Origin of the sequence: Paenibacillus sp. FSL R7-0128, assembly GCF_038002245.1 — a bacterium.
In the GTDB taxonomy this organism is placed as follows: Bacteria; Bacillota; Bacilli; order Paenibacillales; family Paenibacillaceae; genus Paenibacillus_AQ; species Paenibacillus_AQ silagei.
Genome location: NZ_JBBOCD010000001.1, coordinates 2422039 through 2443998, shown reverse-complemented (window position 1 = coordinate 2443998; position 21960 = coordinate 2422039). Strand labels below are relative to the sequence as shown.

Genomic DNA, 21960 nt, shown 5'->3' with positions numbered 1-21960 from the left:
GTAGCGGGGAAGAGTTACAATCCAATATATGAGTTCAATCTCATTTAAAACGGCCCTGGAATTTCTTAACCAAGGCCGTTACACCGTATTATTTTACAGAATCATACCATTCGTTGACTTCCTTCGTGATTTCGTCACCACCGGAGGATTTCCACTTACTGACGAACTCATCGAAAGCTTCCACCGGCTTCTTCCCATATAGAATTTCTGTATAAGTGTCCATTTGAAGCTTCTTAAGCAGCTCGCTTCTGGATAACATCGTGTCTGTAGTTGGACCCTGGAAATAATCCGGTACATCCGCGGATGTTTGTTCAGAAATAACCAGTAATCCTTTTCTTGTCGTCATGTCCAATGGAGTAATATCACCCGATACGATCCCGACATTCGCCAAGACTGCCAGATCATTATTGGTCAGTTCCTCACCTCTTGCCAGTTTGAGATCAACTGCCAACATTTTAGATGGATACATGGCATATACACCCGTCAGCGTATACTTGTCCGTCCCTATTTTGCCGCCGGGAATATCCTTGGTATCAGCGGTAGCCTTACCATCTTTGATTACATAGTCGTAGCCCTCTTGGTAACCTTTGAAGATAAACGGATCGTCACTTTCATAAGCGGAAAACATCTTATTCTGGTAGTGAAATAAGGCTTGAAGCGCTTCTTCCGATATATCCTTGCTGATCAGGATAACACCGTTATAAGGATCATTGACAGTTCTCATATTCGTACCATCGGCCCCTTTAGGAAGCGGGAACGGGGTAAACATTGCATTCGGATTCGAGCCAAGCGCCAGCGCTCCCGGATAGGTCATAAACCAGCTTTGGCCGCCAATGATACCCACCTTCCCCCCAGCAACCAATTCCACCATTTTATTGATATCATGAAGCGCGACATCGGTTGCAATATAACCTTTGTCTTTCCATTCCTTAAGCTTCGAGAGCGCTGTCTTCACACCGGGTTGAACAGATCCGTACTGAAGTTTGCCGTCTTCTCCCGGATACCATCTTTCAGGAATTGCTCCAAACAACCCATAAATCCACGATCCATCTCCAATGACATAGCCGCTAACTTTATCCTTCATGCCGAACGCCAGCGCAACCGAATCCTTCTGTCCATTGCCGTCAGGATCTTGGTTCGCGAAGGCATCCATGACCTGCTCCAATTCCTCAACGGTCGTGGGAGCCTTCAAATTCAGTTTATCCAGCCAATCTTGGCGAATCCACATCGCGGATTGGCTTCCCATCGAATTACTGATAATCGGAATGCCGAATTTTTGTCCGTCTCTGGTAAACGGAAGCCATGCCCTTTCATTCTCAGCCATCGCTTCCTTCCAGACCGGAGAGGCGTACTTCTCAAAAGCAGCCCCTGCATCCAGCACTTTGCCAGATTCGATAAACATGTTCGCAACATCTTTATCGTAGACGACGAATACATCCGGTAATGTATCATTGGCAGAAAGCATCAGCTTTAATTTCGTATTGTATGACCCATCCGCCATGGCCGATCCCCACAAGGTTTCAATATTGACTCCAAGTGTATCTCTAGCCCAGCGCGTGTGTACATTATCAGACCAGCTCTCTCCTTCTCTGAAGCTCCCGGTCGGATCCTCAGCTCTGATGGTTTTTATGGTGACCGCAGGCTCAATCTTGCCGTTTACGATGTTTAACTCCGCTCCGGCCGTGCTCTCCGGACTTGCTGCATCCGAGTTTTTGTCTTGCGTGGAGCAAGCCGCCAGTGTTCCTAACATGAGGACTGCTGCGAGTAATGCTGACAACTTCTTTCTTGTGTGATTCATACTGAACCCCCCGTATTTGTTTTCTATCTTACCCTTTGATTATAAAATCGCTGTCACTCCACAGATATAACGCATTCTTAACTTCAGATAACCTAATCCAAACATAGGTGTCACTTATTCCAGCCGAAAGCTCACCTCTTGAACATCCCGCGAATTCGGACCCACATAAATCTTGAAATCACCGGCTTCCGCTTTGAAGGTAAGATCCGCGGCATAATATTTCAGATCCTCTTCCGTAATTATAAAATGGATTTCCCTGCTTTCACCTGGGGATAAGCATACCTTTTCGAAGCCCTTCAGCTCCTTGACCGGTCGGACGACGCTGCCGCAGATATCCTGAATGTACAGCTGAACGATTTCTTCACCCTGAGCCTGCCCCGTATTCGCAACTGTAACTTGAACTGTCAGACTGTCTGCCCGCTTCAGTACATGCTTATCCAGCTTAATCTCCGAATAGTCAAAGGTAGTATAGCTTAACCCGAATCCGAACGGATACAGCGGATCATTGGAACCATCCAAATATTTGGAACTGAAGTGCTTCTCCTGTGATGCCGGTCTTCCCGTATTGAAATGATTATAATAGACTGGAATTTGACCTGCATGCCTAGGGAAGCTCATCGTCAGTTTTCCCGAAGGATTATACTGGCCGAATAACACGTCGGCGATAGCATGTCCAGCTTGGGACCCCAGAAACCAGGTCTCCACGATAGCATTGACATGACGATCGAACCAATCCAGTATCAAAGGACGCCCATTCGTTAAGACCAGCACCGTCGGCTTGCCGAGCTTCGCTATCTCTTCGGCCAGCTTCAATTGAACCTCAGGGAGTGTAATATTCATACGGGAAGCGGCTTCTCCGCTCATCCGGCTGGATTCTCCCAACGCCAATACGATTACATCCGCTTCTTCAGCAACCTGCAGTGCAGCCTCATATCCACCGTCAATGGGCTGGTCAACTGCGCAGCCGTCGGCAATGAACACCCGTCTTCCGCTAACAGCTTCCGTTACACCTTGTTCCAGGGTAACCGTCGCATTCCCATGTCTCGAGAATTGCCATGTACCCAGCAAATCCTTGCTTCTTGCGAACGGACCGATCAACGCAACCGTACCGGAACTTGCATTCAATGGAAGAACTCCGTCGTTCTTGAGCAGCACGATCGATTTACGCGCAAGCGCCCTGCTCTCCTGCAGATGTTCCTCAGAGAACTGACACTCCAGTGCTTTCTTCGGCCGGATATACCGGAATGGATCATCCATAATGCCGATTCTATATTTGTAGGTGAGAATACGCCGGACTGCCTCATCCAGCTGCTCTTCCTTCACGATGCCTTCCCCGATCAATTTCGGTAATTGGTTCGCAAATGCGCGGGTTACCATCTCGATATCCATCGTAGCATCAAGCGCCATTCGGGCAGCTTCGGCCTCATCCTCGGCGCAGCCATGAATCGAGATTTCTTCGATAGCCCCATAGTCGGAAAGCAGGATGCCATCGAAGCCGAGCTCGTTCCTGAGCAAATCCTTCATCAGGAACTTGCTTCCAGCCGCCGGAACGCCTTGATAAATATTGAATGCATTCATGACCGAGCCGGCACCGGCCTGAATTCCCGCTTGGAACGGAGGCAAATGAACATTCCTTAGCGTGCCTTCCGAGATATCGACTGTATTATAATCACGGCCGCCCTCCGCCGCACCATAGGCGATAAAATGCTTTAAGCAGGCAATAATCGTGTCCTGATCAAATAGGGAATTGCCCTGAAAGCCTCTTACTTGTGCTTCTGCAATCCGGGCGCCCAAATAAGGATCTTCTCCTGCACCTTCAACGACACGGCCCCATCTCGGATCACGCGTAATGTCTACCATCGGGCCATGATTATAGGTAATGCCTGCGGAGGAAGCTTCTTTTGCCGCAATCGCGCATGCCCGCTGAATTCCTTCTGTATCCCAACTGCAAGACCAGGCGAGTGGCACCGGAAAGATGGTCTGATGGCCGTGAATGACATCGGCATTGAAGAATAACGGGATGTTATGCGGTGATTGCTCAACAGCAATACGCTGCAGCTCAAGCACACGGTTGATATCGAAAGCCCCGAGAATGGAACCGGCCTTCCCCTCTGCAACGAGCTTCTCCGGCGGTTCAGAAGCAACCTCCTCCCCAAACGAGAAGTCCGACGCCAGGCACTGGCTCATTTGCCCCACTTTCTCTTGCAAGGACAACTGGCCGAGCAGTTGCTCCACAGCTGCCGCAATACTCTCCTCTGTTCGTTCCACGACTCCAGTCATACGATACTGGTCCAGTTCTTGTTCTAACAAATCAGTCAAAGATGTCCCTGGGCCACGCTCTCCCGCCAAGGAAAGGGTTCCAAAAGTTGGAATATTAAGAGTTCCTGTGAACTTATTTTGTGAGAATATCAGTTCAAGGTAAGCCTCCCCCTCCTGCAGGGACTTCGCTCTCCCGGATGCCCGCAGACCGCTGCCTTCCACTGTAACGTGATCGAAATCCAATGCTACCGGGAAGGATTCCACTACTGCCGATATGGAATACTCTCCATTTGTATCCTTTATGCTGAAAGTAATTTTCAGCTTGGCAATCTTCGTTTCCACTATCGCATGCCATGTTCCTATCATTCTCGTGACCTCCACAATATCCATGATTTTGTGCTTACTCCTTGACCGCCCCAATCACCAAGCCCTTCGTAAAGAACTTCTGCAGCACCGGATAAATGAGCAGGATGGGCAGCGCTCCAACCAGAATTTGTGCAGAACTGATCGAACGGCTGTTTAATTTGGCAATGTCTGCGGCATTATTCCCGTTCACCATCGGAACGGCGATAATCGTCTTCAGGAACGAGCTAAGCGGAAGATTATCCGCCTTCATATAGATCGAACCGGCAAGCCATTCATTCCAGTCATGAACAACCGTGAACAATCCAACCGTCGCAAGTACCGGAAGCGAGAGCGGCAAGAACAATTTCGAAAAAGCCTGCCAATGATTGGCACCATCCATGAAGACCGCTTCTTCCAGCTCCTTCGGTAATGCCTTGAAGAAGTTCATAATCAGGATTAAATAAAAGACATTCACCAAGCTTGGAAGCACAAGCGCCCAAATGGAATTGTAGAGCCCCACCTTGGTCACAACCAGGTAAGTGGGGATCATCCCTCCATTAAAGAGCATAGCGATGACGAAAAAAGCTACAAACGCTTTATACCCGGCAATTCCGCCCCGTCCCCCTTCTTTCGATAAAACATATGCCGCCAAACAATTGATCAGCAAGCCCAGGGACAAGCTTAGAAAGACCCGCTGCATGGATACCCAGAGGGAGTTGAGTAAACGGGGGTCCCCCAGCGTTTTCTCAAAAGCGTTAAAATTGAGACCAATGGGCCAAAATGTCACCTGGTTCGACAGGACAGCAGGGCTTGAACTCAATGAAATGGATACGACATGGATGAGAGGTAAAATACAAATCGCTGCCAGAAACAGCATGAATAGATTATTTATGGAATAAAACCATCGTTCTTTCGTTCTAGTTGCATGCATATGATACGCTCCTTAGAATATTTTGTAGCCTGCCACTTTATAGGCCAGCCTGTAGCCTCCGATGATCAAGAACAAGCCCACAACAGACTTGAATAACCCAATTGCCGTACCAAAGCTGAAGTTGCCGCCAATCAAACCGATTCGGTAAACGAACGTGTCGATAATGTCTCCTTTTTCATACACCAGAGAGTTATACAGGTTAAATACCTGATCGAATCCGGCATTGAGCACCTGGCTCAGCGACAGCGTAAAGACTACACAAATCGTGGGCAGAAGTGACGGGAGCGTAATACTCCGCATTTGCCGCCACTTCCCTGCCCCGTCCAGCTGCGCCGCTTCGTAAAGGGCCGGGTTAATCCCTGCCAAAGCCGCAATGAAGATAATCGATCCATACCCGAATTCCTTCCATACCTCACTCGATACCAGAGTAAACAAAAACCAGTTATTATCGCCAAGGAAGAAGATCGGTTGCATACCTAATGCTTGAAGCAGCCGGTTGACCAGCCCGTAATCCGGGTTCAACAATTCAATGAAGACACCTCCAAGCACGACCCACGACAGGAAGTGGGGAAGAAATACCAGAGTTTGAACCGCACTGCGTACAAATTTTACGCGCACCTCATTGATAAGCAAGGCGAAGGTTAACGTTGAGATCAATCCGAAAATCAGCTTGAGCACTGAGATCCGAAGTGTATTCCAGATCACCTGAACACTGTCCGGATACTCGAACAGGAACTTAAATTGATCGAGTCCGACCCATTTGGAGCCTGTGATGCCCAGATAAGGTTTGTAGTCCTGGAACGCCATGACAAGGCCTCCCATGGGTGCATAAACAAATATAGCGGTCAGCACAACAGCAGGAAGCAGCATTAGGTAGAGATGCCAGCTGTCATTTCTGTGCACTTTTTTCAGGCGCACCGCTTTCTTGGATGATGTGTTAATATAGGTTTCCATAAGCTCCCCCTGTGAAATGAATTTCTATGTCTCCTTTATTGTAAGACCCCTAAACTCCATACAGATATAGCGCGATCCAAAGGTGAATAACGCGATCTTAATATCCGCTCCGGGGGACATTGTAAAAAGACATAAGGAATCCTACAATGGGTGTACACCAGTCTATCTAATGAAGGAAAGATGCCTCATGTTCAAGCAGTACCGGACATTCTATACGATCCTTTCGCTCATCCTGCTATCCACAGTCATTGTGATGGTTATGTACACAGTCACCATTAATACCAGTCTTACCACCGTGAAAGAGGATATCAAAACTAACAATTTGAACAGGATGCGTTTTCTAATACAGAACCTGGATCATAACGTAGGACAACTCTCGATGGTAGCTACCGCGCTGGAGACGGATTCTAAGGTCGGCCTGCTGCCCTCCATCGATCTAATGGACAAATATGATCAAATTAAATTGATTCAGGATCTGACGGACAAAATGAAGCTGCAAAGCTTCTCTGAAGGATGGAACAATCAGATTTCCATCTATTCTTCCCTGCTGCATCAATGGATCGGCTCCCCATCCTCCGACAGCAGCCCTCCGCAGGCTACGCCGGATAATCAATGGACATTGGAGACACAATCCGGGCAGTTCGTTGCTTATAGGATTCATCCGTCGTACTCCATTCGGGTTACTTTCCCCCAGGATAATCTGCGTGCAATGCTGAGCAGGTCCGACAGCAGCAGTAATAATTCGTTCTTCTACCGCAAGGGTGACTCCGTTATTCTAAGCGGCTACTCGGGCGACGACCAAGTGAACGAGCTCTTGCCGCAGCTGCTGCCTCTCCTGAACAATCGAATGGAAGGCTCTGAAATCATAACGGTAGGCGGGATCGGATATATGGTCAATTTCCTGCAATCCGACAAGCTGGGGTGGTACTTGGTAGATTATCTGCCATTGGACGAAGCACTGCGGCCTATTGAGAGAACCCGGAATTACTTCTACGCCGCTTGCGCTATGCTCTTTATGGGCGGCGTGGTAACAGCACTGTTCCTGTACAGGAAGGTACAAATTCCGATTCTCGAGCTGCTTAAGGGCGTGAGACTGCTGAAGCACGGAGATTTTTCGCACCGGATTGTAAGACGCAGCCACAACGAATTCGATTATCTCTATATTAACTTTAACGAGATGGCCGCGCAGATCGAGGACTTGATCGAGAAGGTATATAAGGAGAAAATCATGTCGCGGGAAGCCTTGGTTAAACAGCTGCAAGCGCAAATCAATCCGCATTTTCTGTATAATTGTTTGTTCTTCATCGACAATATGACGCGCCTCGGCAATGACGAGGCTGTCACCGCGATGACGCAGAATCTCGCTCAATATTTCAGGTACACCACCCGGCTGGACAAGCCGACGACGACACTGGAGAAGGAATTGGGAGTCGTCGGGAACTACTTAAACATTCTGTGTCTGCGCATGGAACGTTTGAATTACGAAATCAGGGTGCCCGATTCGATGAAGCTGCTGTCCGTACCGAAGCTGCTGGTGCAGCCTCTGGTGGAGAACAGTGTCATTCACGGGATTGAGAAGAAGCAAGGCGAGGGGCTGATCCGGATTACCGGAATCGAAGACACCGGCCATTACCAGCTCATCGTTGAGGACGACGGCATTGGAATGTCGGGCGAAAGCATCCAACAATTGATGACACGTATCAAGCAGCCACCCGGGGAGGAAATGGGCTGCGCGTTGTGGAATATCGGGCAGCGCATGCAGATTTATTTCGATGCGCCCTCCCGCATGGAGATCGAACCCAGCACTTTAGGCGGCTTATGTGTTATTCTGCATTGGCCCAAGAGGAAAGATTAGGAGGATGGCCCCGTATGTATCAATTACTTATTGTCGATGATGAAACATCAGTTGTCGATAGCTTAGCACTTACCATTCCATGGGAAGAATACGGCATTGAAGAGGTGCACCGGGCTTACTCGGCCCAAGAAGCACTCCAGACCGCGACGAGACATGCCATTGATATCATCATTACCGATATTCGGATGCCGGAGATGGACGGTCTTGAGCTCATCGAACGCATCCGGCATTTCTCCCGCAAGATCAGGTGCATCATCTTATCCGGACATGACGAATTCGAATATGCCCAGAAGGCGATTCAGTATGGAACAATCCGTTACTTGTTAAAACCGGTTGACATCGCTGCCTTGACGCATGCCGTTGGGCAGGCGATAACCGATATTGAGCTGGAATGGGCCGAAATCAGCTCCTTCCAACGGATTAAACATACGCTGCACGCCAACAAGCCGCTGCTGCGCAGCCAGCTGCTCACAGACCTGCTCCAGAACAAACCGATGCAGGCCGACATATTGGAGGAACGCCTGGCCATGCTTGATATCTCGTTCCTCCCGGGCGACTCCTATATGCTGATGCTCATCCGGTTGGAGGAGGATTTCTCCAGATACAATCTTCAATCGCTGTCCCTTCTGGAGTTCGCTGTCGGCAACATCACCGAAGAGGTGTTTCAGGAGCTCTTCGAGCTATGGCATTGCAATACCGAGCAAGGCTATCTTGTTTTTCTGATCAAAAGCAACGAAGCGCCAGACCTTTCGCTAATCGATTCTTATGCGGTCAAGGTACAAAACAACGTGCAAAAATTCCTGTCAGGCTCCCTTTCGATTTGTCTAAGCAACATCCAGACATTCCCTGAGAACATATCAGAAACATACCTAGCCTCTGTATCCTCACTTATAAGAAATGTCGGCAAAAATAAAAGCTACTTCATTACAATTGACGAATCCGAGTCACAATCGCAAGGGCAAAACCTCAACCATTTGCACCTCCCCCCTCTTCTTCCTTCCTTACTGGAATCGGAAAACTGGGATGAGGCCCTTGCCAAGATCGGCCGGATTCTGTCCGTGAGCGAGCTTGACAACGAACCGACACATGACCAGTTATTTACAACGCTTCTATATCTATCATCCTCCTTCGCCGTGACGTTCTCCTCCGGGGAAGGAGATGTGGAAACCCAGCTCGGTGAAGAGTTCTACCTGCTCCTGCGGAAGAAATCGCAGCTTTCAAGACAGCGAATTTTCCAGTGGGCCGAGAAGCAGATCGCTGCCTTGCGCGCAAAGGCCTCCCGTCAGGTTGAGGATTCCCACCAGAAGATCGCCTCCAAGGTTCGGACATTCATCCAGGAGCATCTTGCCGAAGGGATCTCCCTTCAGACGGTTGCAGACCATGTGAAGCTGCATCCTGTATATTTATCCAAAGTGTATAAGACCGTGTCCGGCGAAACAATCGGCGATTATTTGTACCATACCCGAATGGAGCGGGCCGTTCACCTGCTGCGCAGCACCGACCTCAAAATTACGGAAGTCAGCGGGCAGCTTGGTTTCCTGGCTCCTCCCCACTTCATTAAAATCTTTAAGAAGCATTATGGCTGTACGCCGCAGGAATACCGGAACAAGTGAATGCATTGTCCGTTTCCCATCGTTCAGGCAGGGCTCAACCCGCATCATTATACCTCAGCCTGCGGATCGACCAGACTGACAGAACTACAAGGTACACTCCATTCATCAGAAAGAATAGCAGATTCTCCATAGCCGTCAGTCCGCGCTGGGTAAGCACGCCCATGCCAATGGTCAGCAGCGAGTATGGGAACAGCAGCCCCAGCTTCAGCACATACAGGCCCAGTCCCACAAAAACGGCACACAAGCTGATGCCGATCGGCGTGGCAAAGCTGCGGATACGGATGGACAAGCCGAGCTGGAGGGCAGCAATACTCAGCGAAGCCACCCAGCCGCGCAGGGTCCACAGGATGATGTCCTTTGGAAAATCCCCCGTCATAGACAGCATCTGTCCTGCCGCCCAATACATTAGAAGGAATAGCGCCTGCGCTCCGGCAATCAGCACGCCCACAATAATAAGCTTGGCTATAAAGAGACTGGTTATGGATACTGGAGCAGCCAGGATCATGTTCCAGTTCCGGTTCACATGCTCCAGCCTGCAGACAAAGGCGCAGCAGATGGCAATCAGAATCGGCAGGAAGAACTCTCCATAAAATAAGCTTACCTGAGTCCATAAGCTATACCACTCTCCCTGCAAGGCCTCACGGTTCATCACAAAATTAGCACAGCCGATCATCAGGCTGACCACAGGCAGACTGACCAGCACCAGTCCCATCCGCGAGCGGCGCAGCTTGGGCCATTCGGCAGCAACACTTCTAAGCATAAATTCTCCTCCTTAGACCGATTGTTTGGAGACATGGGTATTCCCGGCAACATACAGAACCAGTGTCAGTATCAGAGCTGCACTTAACTGAATCAGAGGCATGCTTCCGGTAACATAGGTTCCTGATGAAGCCTTATACACATAAGTCACCGGACTGAGATCCAAATAATAAGACCAGACGACCAACTGCCGGACAGCGGCAGGGAACAAGCTTGCGGTCGTCCCCAGGAACCCGCCCAGCATGCCAAGACACAGGGCAAATGCCTGATTCTTCACCGCCAGCGATATCCATTGCTGCATCGCAATAATCAGCAGACTGGCGATCAGAGTACCCGCAGTGAACTGCAGCAGCAGGCCTGCCGGAAGCGGTTCTGCGAGTCTATGGAACATACCGAAGCCGGCAATAAAAACAGCCTGGGCCAGAATGCCGTAGAGGATCAGACTTCCGGCACAGACGAATTTGGCGGCATACACCGTCTGGCGTCCGACAGAAGTAGTCATCAGCATTTTCCAGGTATCCCCTTTATGCTCCATGTCGCAAATCCTTGACACTACAATCGCCGACAGAATCGGCAGGAACAGCCCGTTCATCGACGAGAGGCTGAAAATCAGCGCTTCCCAGGTGGCATTGTCCGCACTCCGCGAGATCGAGATGCTCATGGACATGGCCGCCCAGCCCAGCTCGGCGGCCAGAAAGAGCGTCAGCATCGCCCATACCTTTCTCCGCCGGATTTTGTAATATTCCAGGAACAAGGCTTTCATCACAGGCTCCGCTCCTTTCCGGTGAGATCCAGGAAGATATCCTCCAGACTCTTCCTCGACTCCACGATCCGGCTCACAGCAATCTGGCCGGACACCAGAATCTCATTGACCCGGGCCACCTCAGAGTCCGGCATGGCGCTGAACACCAGCTGCCGCTCCTGCATTATGGGCCTATACCCGTGCTCCGACAGTATCCGGACTGCCCGGGCGGGATCATCGATCCGAAAGTGAACCGCCGCCCGGTTCTGCGCCTGAAGCGCAGCCATCGCCCCCTGGAACAGCAGCTTGCCGTCACTGATGATGCCAACCGATGTAGCAGTCTGCTCAATCTCCGACAACAGGTGGCTGGATACCACAATCGTCATGTCATACTGGGCAGGCAAGGATTTAATCAGCTCCCGGATCTCTCCGATCCCCGCAGGATCGAGCCCATTCGTAGGCTCGTCCAGAATCAGCAGACTCGGGAAAGCCAGCAAGGCCATAGCCAGACCCAGGCGCTGCTTCATTCCGAGTGAATACTGCCCGGCAGGCTTGTGCCGGTGATTATCCAGCCGGACAATCTGCAATACCTTATCAATATTTTTGGCAGGCAGGCTGCGCAGCCGCTGCATGACTCTCAGATTCTCAAGGCCCGTCAGATGTCCGTAATAGGAAGGCGACTCAATCAGGGAACCCGTCCGGTTCAGAATCTCCAGCCGGTGGTTCCGCAGCTCTTGGCCGAACAGCTTAACGGTTCCTTGGGTGGGTTGCACCAGTCCCAGCAGCATCTTGAGCGTAGTCGTCTTCCCTGCTCCGTTCGGACCAAGGAAACCAAAAATCTCTCCCTGCTGCACCTTCAGATTTACTTGATCCACCCGGGGCGTTCCCCCATAGGTCTTGGTCAATTGCTGTGTCTCAATAATTGGATGAGTGTTCATAGGGTTCAGTTCATCTCCATTTCTATCAAGTTGGCTCTTGCTTCCAAGCATAGAGGCCTTCCCTTGCTCCAGACTGAAGATAACCTTACGTCTACCTTAAATACACCGGCACCTCCCATTCTTCACCGCCTGATCGTGTATACTAATTCATGGGTGATGACGATTGAATAACATGAAGAACCGCAAAATAATGATCGTTGAGGACGAACCGAAGATACGCGAGATGATCGAGCTTTTTTTACGAAAAGAAGGGTATTACCGCATCTATGCAGCTGGAGATTATAGCAGTGCCCTCGCCATATGCCGCCAGGAAAAACCGGATATCGCCATTCTCGATGTGATGCTGCCGGATGGGGACGGGTTCTCGCTCCTCTCCGCCATACGAACCTTCTCCGATATGCCGGTACTCTTCCTGTCGGCACGGGGCGAAGATGAGGACCGCTTGCTGGGGCTGGGCCTGGGAGCCGACGATTATATCGTCAAGCCTTTTCTGCCGAGGGAGTTAATGCTGCGTCTGAGCGCTGTGCTGAAGCGGGTATATGCCTCGCCGATTCCAGAACGGCTGCCTGTCTTCAGGTCAGGTGAGCAGGTGGTGGATCTGAACAGCGCTGTGGTACGAAGAGACGGCCAGGAGCTGCCTCTGACGGCTAAAGAGCACGCCATTCTGGTCAAGCTCTATGAGAACCGCGGCCGGATTGTGACCAGCGATGCTCTCTGCCTGGCGGTATGGGGAGATGACAGCTACGGGTATGAGAATACCTTAATGGTGCATATGCGGCGTATCCGCGAGAAGATCGAAGCCGATCCCTCGAAGCCGGTACAATTGCTGACGGTCAGAGGGCTTGGGTATAAGCTCTTGGTGCAGGAGGCGCTCTAATGGACAGCGCGGTCCGTATTTTACGCAAATTCGTAGGTTCTACCCTGCTGGTCTCTACGCTTCTGCTCCTGTTCAATCTGATTCTGCTGGGTTCCCTGATCTTCAAGGAAACGCATCAGGAGGCTTCACCGGAAAAGGTTGTGCGGGAGATATCCTCAGCTCTGCAAGGGTCTGACGGCAAGTATTCCCTCAATCCCAAGGGGGGTGCCCTGCTTCAGCAGAACCGGGCCTGGGCTATGCTGCTGAACGCGGAAGGCAAGGTGACATGGAGTGAGCAGCTGCCTCCGGAGATTCCGCACGCTTACAACATCGTAGAGGTGGCGAAGTTCTCACGCTACTACTTGCTGGAATATCCTGTGTATATCTGGGAGCATCCAGAAGGACTTATTGTCGTAGGCTATCCTAAATATTCATATGAAAAATATCAGCTCGGATACATGACGGACTGGCTGCGCTCCCTTCCCTTAAGAGTGCTGCTGCTCCTGATCTGCAATGTGGTACTGGCCGTGGCCCTCTCCTTGTTCATCGGCACCCGGCTGATCCGCAATATCCGGCCCCTGATCAACAGCATTCATGCCCTGGCCAAAGACAAGCCGGTTAACCTGGAGACTGCCGGACTCTTCAGTGATTTGTCCGAGAGCATTAATTCGGCTTCCGCTACCCTGCAGACCAGGAGCTCGCAGCTGAAATCACGGGATGAAGCCCGATCCAACTGGATCGCCGGGATCTCCCATGACATCCGCACCCCGCTCTCGATGATCCTTGGCTACGCGAGCAATCTGGAGGAACAAGACAACCTGACCGGAGAGCAACGCCAGCAGGCTGCCATTATCCGCCGCCAAGGCGAGCAGCTAAGGTCGCTGGTCAGCGATTTGAATCTCGTCTCGATGCTGGAGTATGACATGCAACCGTTGCAGCTTAAGCCGGTACGCTTATCCGCTCTGGCCCGGACCGTGGTATCCGACTTCATTAATAACGGCCTGGAGGAGCGTTATTCACTGGACCTGTGCATTATGGACGAGCGCCTGCAGGTGATGGGAGATGAGAAGCTGCTCTACCGTGCAGTAAGCAATCTGGTCCAGAACAGCATCCGGCATAACCCGGATGGGTGCGGGATTACGGTAACGGTTTCCCGCAGCCCGGAGGAGCCGGAATGTTGTCTATCCGTATCCGATGACGGGCCAGGGGTTCCAGCAGAGCTTTTGCCTGAGCTGGTCCTCCTGCCTTATTCCGGGAAGCGGACCCATCCCGTCCGCCAGGGCCACGGGCTTGGCCTCCCGATGGTCGCCCGCATTGCCGAAGCCCATAAGGGCAAGCTTGTTCTGGAGAGCAACACCGACCATGGACTGCGGGCCACCCTGCAGTTTCCCCCTTTGGCGTGAAGACGGATGGACAGCGAATGGAAGAACCTCTTGCGGCGCAAGAGGTTCTTCCATTTAGGCTAAAATCCTCTCTCCAAGATTCCCCATTTTCTGCTATGCTAATAGAAATCCAAAGTAGAAGCAGGAGGCGCGCAATAGAATGGATGCATTTCAATACGAGCTTACATCTGAGACAGCTATCAACTTGAGATATGAGTATGGGGGTGAATATTTTACATTCAACCTGTTCCGGGATGACAGCGGGTGGGTGCTACATCCGTTTGACGGGATGCTGCTGAGGAATCAGGCAATGTGTACGCTGGTTGCGCAGGAGCTGTTCAAGCACAAGCCTTTTCAGGTGATGCTGGCCAAGGAGGGGATTCTGTTCACCGACATACGCTCCACGGTCAATCTGGATAATGTCAGCGCGCCGGTTGCCGCACGCAATGAACGCGAGTCACGCGGTAATCCTGCAGACGACCTGATGGAATTCGTTCAGCAGCACTCGATTGAAGAGGTCATTGACTACGAATGCAAGCTGGTGGGGAGCCGTATCTCCTTTTACCAAGAAATTCTACAGCGCATGTTCATGGACAACCTGGGCCCCTCGGACCCCGAGTTCCAGAAGATACAGGATATTGTACGGATCTACGAGCAATCCTTGGAGCGCCTGACGGATCTGAATGGTCCCAATCTGGATGCCGGAAGCCGGGGCAGATTCTGAGTCTGCCACCCGCACTTATACAAGCTTGAACTACTCATAGGAAAGGCTGGTTCTCATGACACTTGAGCTTATCAAGGGGCAAAAATGCAGCTTAACCAAAGACAATCCTCTCCTCGGCCGCATCATCGTAGGCATGGGCTGGAATGAGGCAAGGGCTGGGGTCGAGATTGATTTCTCCGTTTTTTTACTTACCGCGTCGCAGAAGGTTGCAACAGAGAAGGATCTTATTTTCTATGGCAATCCTGCGGCTCCGGACCAGTCTGTAGTGATATTGCCGCCCGCGCAACGAGTCCATAGCGGACCCGCTGACGATACACAAATTGCTGTAGAGCTTAGTCTAATTCCTGCGGAGGTTGAGCGGATTGCCTTTGCCCTGACGATCTATGAGGCGGAATCAAGACAGCAGAGCTTCTCGCTGCTCTCCGATCCCTATCTGCGCATTATGAACGCTGCGGATGGAACGGAGCTCCTCCAGTACCGCCTGGGCGGCGGTTATTCCGTGGAGACTGCCATTGTGGCAGGGGAGATCTACAGATATCAGAACGAATGGAAATTCAGCGCGGTCGGCTCCGGTTATGCGGGAGGCTTAGCCGCGCTCTGCCACAGCTTCGGAATACAGGTCAAGGACATCCTGCCCGTTGTTCAAGCTTCCAGAACAGCCGAACCTGCCCGCAACTCCCCCTTTGTTCTTCCGGAGCTGCGGTCACGGCCTAAGCCGGTCGATTCATTGCCTCCCGCAGCACCAGCCGCTCCTTCCGCTTCGCCCTTGAACCCGGACACCATCGTACTCAGGCGGCACGGGGAGACCCTCCGTCTCCAGCAGGGAGCAGGAGCCGCAGGAGAGATTCTTATCAATCTTAACTGGCTTCAGACTCCATCCTCCGGGTGGTTCGGAAGCAGAGGCATTGACCTGGACCTCGGCTGTCTGTTCGAGCTGAAGAACGGCCTTAAGGGTACGGTCCAGGCGCTCGGCGAATCGTTCGGCAGCTTGAACCGGCCGCCCTACATCTCGCTGGACGGGGATGACCGCACCGGCTCCATCGTCACAGGCGAGAATCTGCGGATTAACGGACATCACCTGTCCGAGATCAGCCGGATCGTCATCTTTGCTTTTATCTATGAAGGCGTTACGAACTGGTCGCAAGCCGGCGCGGTTATAACCATCAGCCAGCAGGGCGGGCCGGAGATTAAGGTACAGCTGGACGAGCATAACAACGATAAGGGGATGTGCGCCATCGCCATGCTTCGGAGCCAGCCAGATGGAAGCTTCAGCGTGGAACGGCTTGTAGAGTATTTCAGCGGGCACGAGGAGCTGGACCAGCGTTACCACTGGAATCTGCGGTGGGAGTTGGGCAGTAAGTAGGGAGTAAGTAGCGGCCAGCATGATCAGGAACAACGTCCCCTGGCGGGCGGGTGATACCGCCGATAGCGCTGAGCCACCTTCTGCCGGACCAATGTGGTCGGTTTTTCGACCACATTGGGCTCACTCGCTCCACGCCGGACAAATGTGGTCGGTTTTTCGATTACATTAGGCCCACTCGCTCCACGCCGGCCCAATGTGGTCGGTTTTTCGATTACATTGGGCCCACTCGCTCCACGCCGGACCAATGTGGTCGGTTTTTCGATTACATTGGGCCCACTCGCTCCACGCCGGACCAATGTGGTCGGTTTTTCGATTACATTGGCCCACGTGCTCTCGTGGCAGCCTATAGCTTCAGCCGCACACAAAACAGCCCTTCCCCGTCTAAGACGGTTGGAAGGGCTGTTTGTTACGTGATTTTTTATTCCGCAGTATGATCTACAGATGCTGCCTGGATGCTGCCGAATGCCCAGTAGCTTGCCGGGACATCTGCCCATTTCTGGGCTGCGCTGGTCAGAGGAGCGATCTTCAGAGCACGGTTGATGATGGTTACGGCTTCCGCACGTGTTAAAGTCTGGTCTGGACGGAATGTTCCGTCCTGATAGCCGGTAATCATGCCTGCCTGGGACATCCGCTCAATCGCGGCCTGTGCCCAGTGTCCGGCAATATCGCTGAAGCCGGCCGATTGGCCTTCGCTGCTTGTAATCAGGCGCGATAGAAGGGTCGCCATCTCAGCTCTGGTAATCGTCTGGTTCGGCTTGAAGCTGCCGTCCGTGTAACCTTTCATCATGCCGCTTCGCGTCACTTGACCGATTGCTTCTGCCGCCCAGTGTCCGGCAGGAACATCGGAATACGCTACACCAGCAGTGACTGCGGACTGGCTGAAAGTGCGGGCAATGATGCTGGCCGCTTCTGCCCGGGTAATGCTGTTGCCTGGCTTGAAGGTACCATCGGCATAACCCGTCATATACGCCTTCACCTGTACCGCAGGATCTTGTGCAAGTACAACGGTAAAGGTACTAAATTTGCTGATGCTAAATTGAATGCCCGACTTTCCGGTCTGGCCGAAAGGTACGATCTCTCCCTTGACCAATTCTTTGGTGCCGTCGCTGTGCTCGATGAAGACCGCCAGTGCCTTCAGTTGCTCCGCCGTTAACGAAGAGTTGCCAAGCGGCAATACCAGTGTAACCGGACGGCTCTGCAGATTGGTCTCAATCGTTACAGGACGGCTTACTAACGTAACTGTCGCACCGCGGGATACACTCTGCACCTGTGCTTTGGCAAGTGCTTCAACCTCTGCGCTCTGCTGTGATGTCTTCAGTGGAACGAGGTTGAAATAAATATCTGTACCGAATCCAGCCATTGAGCTGCCCGGCACCTTCACCTCAGCATTCACTGTGAATAGATCCAGCATGATCTGATTATCAGCAAATTGCTTACTGGAAGCTGCTGGAATGGTCAGTCTGGTTCCGGCAACCTCATCATTCTTATCAGGCACGATGATTCTGGCAATATTGGACCCGGCCGCCTTAAGCTCATTGACTGCCCGGATCGCCTGCTCCAATGTGAACGTAAGAGTATCACTCTTCACGCCGTTCGCATCCTTGGTGCGGGTAATGACAACGGAGGATACCATGGAGCCTTGAGCAGCCCCGTTTTCAACGTTTGCGTTAATACTTTCTGTCTGAGGACTTGGTGTTGGAACCGGAGCCGGTGCTCCTCCCCCTGATCCTGAACCGCCGCCCGGTGCCGGTGTAGGAGATTCAGTTGGCGTGACTGGAACAGGAACTGTTGCGAAGCTCCAGAGCTTACTATCCGCAAGTCCTGCATAACTGTTACCTGCTTCATCTGTAAAAGCACCCGGTTGTATAAGCACGTAATAGCTGCCGCCCTGCTTCAGCAGGCCGTTCGTGTTGATGCTGACGGTTGAGTTCGCAATCGAAACTAGCGTCTTGTCGTCCGCTTTAATCGACTTAACGACTTCACCATTCTCTGCATTTACAATCTCAATATTGCCTTTTCCAGCAAGCACATTCTCGTTAAAAGTCAATGTGAGTGCAGCCGATACAGGCACATGCGTTGCATTGCCTGCCGGACTGTAAGAGGTCACTACAGGCGCTGCTGTATCTGGCGCACTGGTGGTCACAAACCGCCAGGCGTTAATGCCTGCAATACCGGCATAGCTGTTGCCAGCATTATCGGTGAATGCTCCTTCAGAGACCCGCACAAAGTAGCTGGTACCATGCTCCAGATTGGCAGCCGGATTAATGGTGACCACATTATTTAGAATGGTTACCATGTCCGAAAGTGCTTGAATCGTCAAGACCGGATGAATATCATCGGTGCTGCGGAAAATCTCAATAGTACCCGCCGCTGCCCGTACATTTTCGCTGAAGGTAAGGGTCAGATTCGCGTTAACTGCTATTTCTGTGGCCCATGGCTCCGGCGAATAGGTAATCACCGTTGGCGAGATCCGATCGGGTGCATCTGTAGTTGTGAACTGCCAGACTGCGCTCTCTGCATTGCCGGCATAGCTGTTGCCTGCGAGATCAGTAAATGCCCCGGCTCCAATCTGTACATAGTAGCTCGCACCATACTTCAGATCATCCGTAGGATTAATCGTCACTACATTACTATGGATAGTTACATTCCCTGAAGCCGCAGGAATCGTCGCTGCCGGTGTATGATTCGCACTATTGTAAATGACGATATTGCCTGCTCCAGCCTTTACATTCTCGCTGAAGGTAAGGGTCAGATTAGCATCTGTTGCTACATCCGCTGCCCCATTTACAGGCGTAAAATGCTCTAATGCAGGAGCTGTCGTATCCGGCGCAGCCGTTGTGGTGAAGTGCCACGTGGTGTCGTCTGCGATACCGGAGTACAAGTTGCCGGATAGATCTGCGAAAGCATCTCCGCTAATCTGTACATGGTAGCTTGTACCATATTCCAGATTGTCAGCCGGGTTAATCGTGACTACATTGTTCAGAATGCTTACGTCCTTCGCAGCAATGGTAGCCGCTATTTGGTCAGACGAGTTGTTGTAGATAACAATACTGCCTTCCCCTGCTTGTACATTCTCGCTAAAAGCAAGCTCCAGGTTAGTTCCGATAGCTACCTCTGTTGCCCCATTCATAGGCGAGTATGTGCTTACGATTGGCGCGGTCGTATCCGGTTCGCTGGTGGTACTAAAGCGCCAGGTTGTATTGTTAGTGATACCGGCATAGCTGTTGCCCGACATATCCGTAAATGTACCATTATCAATCTGGACATAATAGCTTGCACCATAATCCAGATCAGCCTCGGGGTTAATCGTTACAACTTTGCCGTCAACGATTACTTCATCAGAACCAACAGGGATCGTCACAGGAGGAACTTCGCTGTTCGTGCTGTTGATTATCTTAATTTGGCCTTCACCCTTCTGTACATCCTCATTAAAGGTAAGAGCCAGATTGGTGCCAATTTCTTCATTCGTTGCTCCATTCTCAGGAGTAAAGCCGATTGTTAACGGCGGTGTAGTATCAGGCGCTTCTTCTGTTGTGAACTTCCAGGTGTCCTTGTCCGAGATACCTTCATAATAGTTAGCATTGTCTGATAGATCTTTGAAAGCTCCTTCATCGATGTTTACAAAGTACGTAGTACTGTTTTTAAAAACTTTATACGGAACAATGGTTACCACGTTATCCTTAACCGTGACATTCTCTGAGTTAACCGGAATTACCATTAGGTTTCCTTCGTCCATACTGTCATAAATCACAATGTTGCCGCTATCTGTCGTTACATCCTCACTGAAAGTGAGCGTCAGATTTGTGTCAATGGCTACTCCTACCGCCCCTGGCACAGGAAAATAATCACTTACAGTCGGAGCTTCCGTATCTCCTGGTCCGGCAACTGTCGTGAAACTCCACTCAGCCGCTGCGATTGCTGCATTGCCGCTTGCACCGTTAGTGAAAGCATTCGCTTCAACTGTAACGGCATATTTAGCCCCTGCATCAAAATCCTTACCCGGATTAATCGTTACCGTATTGGTAGCTGGATTTACTGTTACTCTGCTGGCGTCATCCGCCGGGATGGTTTCAACCGGAGTGGACAGATCCGCAGCCTTGAAAATTTTAATATTATTGTCGTCTCCAGTGGCTGCCGTCACCGGCTGATTAAACATGATCTCCAGATTTCTATCTATATCTACATCGGTCTCATCATTCCCTGGAGTCAGACTGAGCACCCTCGGGATGTTGGGAACGACATAAGACATAATGATTTCTCCGGAATCACCCGCTGCGATAAATTGATTAAGACCTTGGAAAAATACGATACCGTTAAGATTAGCCGTTGCGTTTGTAGTCTCTGGCTTCCACGTTTGCCCCAGATCGGTGCTGGAAAACACTTTCCCTCCATCTCCTGCGGCCATAAATACGCTGTTTCCGAAAGTTATTCCATTCAGGTTCACTTTCGACTCAAGGACCTTTGCTGCGCCTTTCGAACTTTCCGGAGAAGTAATAATAGTTCCAGACGCACCAACCGCTACGAACATTCCGCCGCCAAAGGTGATTCCGTTCAATTTGTTGGTTGTTTTACTTGTCACCTTGGTCCAATCAGATCCATCTTTGGACATTACCACTGTACCGTTATCACCCACCGCTACAAACTTACCGTTACCGTAAGCCACAGCGTTCAGATTCTCATTAGTGGCTGAGAATACGATCTCCCAGTCAGGGCGATTGTCATTTTTGATCATAATCATTCCTGAATCGCCGACTAGAACTAATGTTCCATCGCCGTAACTGACTCCATTCCAGTTAAAACCGGCGGAGCCATCGGAGGGTGTCCAGGACACGCCATCTGTTGACGTCAGGACTATCCCATTGTCACCGACTGCAACGAATTCGCCGCCTGCGCCCTTATGAATAATACTATTCAAATCCTCGGCTACCCCAGAATCACGAACAGCCCATGTCGAAGTTCCGCCTGCGGTAACAATTTTCCCTGCTTCCCCCACTGCAACTAAAGTATCTGAGCCAATAGCAACTCCGTTTACGTTGATGTCGTCTGGCAGCGGACCAACATTGTCCCAGCTTGCCGCACCATTGTCCGTTGAACCCGCATATACCGGAAAGGCTCCGGTCCAAACCAAGCTGATCACGAGTAACAACGAGAAATATTTTTTCAATCCCTTACCCTTAAACAAATGTATCGTTCCCCCTTGTTCATTCATCCTGTGCGCTATATTGCAAGTTCTGCTGGAGTCTAGCATCTGCCCCCTTAGAAAATTTCATTTCTGCGCCCATTCTATCAGACAGCTCTAAACAAACTCTTAACAATTCTCGACAAAAACCGATTCATCAGGACCTAATTGGGGTATAGCTCTAAAAAAAATGAAAAAACAGCGATTTTCTAACCTCTTATCATAAAAATTGTCTAAACCAAAAAAAGCGCACGGAGCTTTC

15 protein-coding genes are annotated in these 21960 nt (G+C 51.0%); 7 read left to right on the top strand and 8 right to left on the bottom strand.

The genetic code is table 11. The features are described from left to right. Positions 1-88: 88 nt before the first annotated feature. The 3 genes from NST26_RS09980 to NST26_RS09970 all read right to left on the bottom strand — a co-directional run bounded on the left by NST26_RS09980 (position 89) and on the right by NST26_RS09970 (position 4952). The gene (locus NST26_RS09980; RefSeq protein WP_340979078.1) at positions 89-1798 is read right to left on the bottom strand and encodes a hypothetical protein; all 1710 of its coding nucleotides are present in this window, start codon (positions 1796-1798) and stop codon (positions 89-91) included. Positions 1799-1912: 114 nt separating this feature from the next. After that, positions 1913-4423: a glycoside hydrolase family 3 N-terminal domain-containing protein gene (locus NST26_RS09975; protein WP_051478038.1), complete on the bottom strand. Its 2511-nt coding sequence runs from the start codon at positions 4421-4423 to the stop codon at positions 1913-1915. A gap of 34 nt (positions 4424-4457) precedes the next feature. Beyond that, positions 4458-4952 carry a carbohydrate ABC transporter permease gene (locus tag NST26_RS09970; protein WP_162174691.1) on the bottom strand — a complete coding sequence of 165 codons (495 nt, stop codon included), beginning with the start codon at positions 4950-4952 and terminating at the stop codon, positions 4458-4460. A 22-nt stretch (positions 4953-4974) separates the two neighbouring features. Between NST26_RS09970 and NST26_RS09965 the strand changes: the two genes are divergently transcribed. Then, entirely contained in the window at positions 4975-5301 is a 327-nt protein-coding gene (locus NST26_RS09965; RefSeq protein ID WP_162174692.1) for a hypothetical protein, read from the top strand. Positions 5302-5345: 44 nt separating this feature from the next. On the opposite strand, the gene NST26_RS09960 is transcribed toward NST26_RS09965, so the two are convergent. Continuing rightward, on the bottom strand, positions 5346-6245 hold the full coding sequence (locus NST26_RS09960; RefSeq protein ID WP_036725541.1) for an ABC transporter permease: 900 nt from the start codon (positions 6243-6245) through the stop codon (positions 5346-5348). 229 nt (positions 6246-6474) lie between these two features. Between NST26_RS09960 and NST26_RS09955 the strand changes: the two genes are divergently transcribed. Then, entirely contained in the window at positions 6475-8142 is a 1668-nt protein-coding gene (locus NST26_RS09955; protein ID WP_051478031.1) for a sensor histidine kinase, read from the top strand. Between the two features lie 14 nt (positions 8143-8156). After that, the gene (locus NST26_RS09950) at positions 8157-9755 is read left to right on the top strand and encodes a response regulator (RefSeq protein ID WP_036725458.1); all 1599 of its coding nucleotides are present in this window, start codon (positions 8157-8159) and stop codon (positions 9753-9755) included. Positions 9756-9789: 34 nt separating this feature from the next. Here the strand turns inward: NST26_RS09950 and NST26_RS09945 are convergent, their stop codons facing one another. The 3 genes from NST26_RS09945 to NST26_RS09935 are packed head-to-tail and all read right to left on the bottom strand — an operon-like array spanning position 9790 to position 12194. Further along, a complete protein-coding gene (locus NST26_RS09945; RefSeq protein WP_340979077.1) occupies positions 9790-10515 on the bottom strand; it encodes an ABC transporter permease in 726 nt (241 codons plus the stop codon). A gap of 12 nt (positions 10516-10527) precedes the next feature. Beyond that, the gene (locus NST26_RS09940; RefSeq protein ID WP_340979076.1) at positions 10528-11280 is read right to left on the bottom strand and encodes an ABC transporter permease; all 753 of its coding nucleotides are present in this window, start codon (positions 11278-11280) and stop codon (positions 10528-10530) included. After that, positions 11277-12194 carry an ABC transporter ATP-binding protein gene (locus NST26_RS09935; RefSeq protein ID WP_340979075.1) on the bottom strand — a complete coding sequence of 306 codons (918 nt, stop codon included), beginning with the start codon at positions 12192-12194 and terminating at the stop codon, positions 11277-11279. The genes NST26_RS09940 and NST26_RS09935 overlap by 4 nt, the downstream gene beginning before the upstream one ends. A 163-nt stretch (positions 12195-12357) precedes the next feature. Between NST26_RS09935 and NST26_RS09930 the strand changes: the two genes are divergently transcribed. From NST26_RS09930 to NST26_RS09915, 4 genes are all read left to right on the top strand, one after another. Beyond that, positions 12358-13071: a response regulator transcription factor gene (locus NST26_RS09930; RefSeq protein ID WP_340954470.1), complete on the top strand. Its 714-nt coding sequence runs from the start codon at positions 12358-12360 to the stop codon at positions 13069-13071. Continuing rightward, a complete protein-coding gene (locus NST26_RS09925; protein WP_340954472.1) occupies positions 13071-14453 on the top strand; it encodes a sensor histidine kinase in 1383 nt (460 codons plus the stop codon). The genes NST26_RS09930 and NST26_RS09925 overlap by 1 nt, the downstream gene beginning before the upstream one ends. A 139-nt stretch (positions 14454-14592) precedes the next feature. Then, positions 14593-15156 (top strand): hypothetical protein, encoded by a 564-nt coding sequence (locus NST26_RS09920; RefSeq protein WP_209874654.1) that lies wholly within the window; start codon positions 14593-14595, stop codon positions 15154-15156. Between the two features lie 55 nt (positions 15157-15211). Further along, positions 15212-16519, top strand: coding sequence for a TerD family protein (locus NST26_RS09915; RefSeq protein ID WP_340954475.1), 1308 nt, complete (start codon positions 15212-15214; stop codon positions 16517-16519). Between the two features lie 418 nt (positions 16520-16937). On the opposite strand, the gene NST26_RS09910 is transcribed toward NST26_RS09915, so the two are convergent. Further along, positions 16938-21701, bottom strand: coding sequence for an Ig-like domain-containing protein (locus tag NST26_RS09910; protein WP_340954478.1), 4764 nt, complete (start codon positions 21699-21701; stop codon positions 16938-16940). Positions 21702-21960 lie beyond the last annotated feature (259 nt).

Excerpts from the sequence above, each read along its gene's own strand:
- NST26_RS09980 (WP_340979078.1), bottom strand. The coding sequence starts at position 1,798 with ATGAATCACACAAGAAAGAAGTTGTCAGCATTACTCGCAGCAGTCCTC.
- NST26_RS09975 (WP_051478038.1), bottom strand. The coding sequence starts at position 4,423 with ATGATAGGAACATGGCATGCGATAGTGGAAACGAAGATTGCCAAGCTG.
- NST26_RS09970 (WP_162174691.1), bottom strand. The coding sequence starts at position 4,952 with ATGATCCCCACTTACCTGGTTGTGACCAAGGTGGGGCTCTACAATTCC.
- NST26_RS09965 (WP_162174692.1), top strand. The coding sequence starts at position 4,975 with ATGACGAAAAAAGCTACAAACGCTTTATACCCGGCAATTCCGCCCCGT.
- NST26_RS09955 (WP_051478031.1), top strand. The coding sequence starts at position 6,475 with ATGTTCAAGCAGTACCGGACATTCTATACGATCCTTTCGCTCATCCTG.
- NST26_RS09950 (WP_036725458.1), top strand. The coding sequence starts at position 8,157 with ATGTATCAATTACTTATTGTCGATGATGAAACATCAGTTGTCGATAGC.
- NST26_RS09945 (WP_340979077.1), bottom strand. The coding sequence starts at position 10,515 with ATGCTTAGAAGTGTTGCTGCCGAATGGCCCAAGCTGCGCCGCTCGCGG.
- NST26_RS09935 (WP_340979075.1), bottom strand. The coding sequence starts at position 12,194 with ATGAACACTCATCCAATTATTGAGACACAGCAATTGACCAAGACCTAT.
- NST26_RS09925 (WP_340954472.1), top strand. The coding sequence starts at position 13,071 with ATGGACAGCGCGGTCCGTATTTTACGCAAATTCGTAGGTTCTACCCTG.
- NST26_RS09920 (WP_209874654.1), top strand. The coding sequence starts at position 14,593 with ATGGATGCATTTCAATACGAGCTTACATCTGAGACAGCTATCAACTTG.
- NST26_RS09915 (WP_340954475.1), top strand. The coding sequence starts at position 15,212 with ATGACACTTGAGCTTATCAAGGGGCAAAAATGCAGCTTAACCAAAGAC.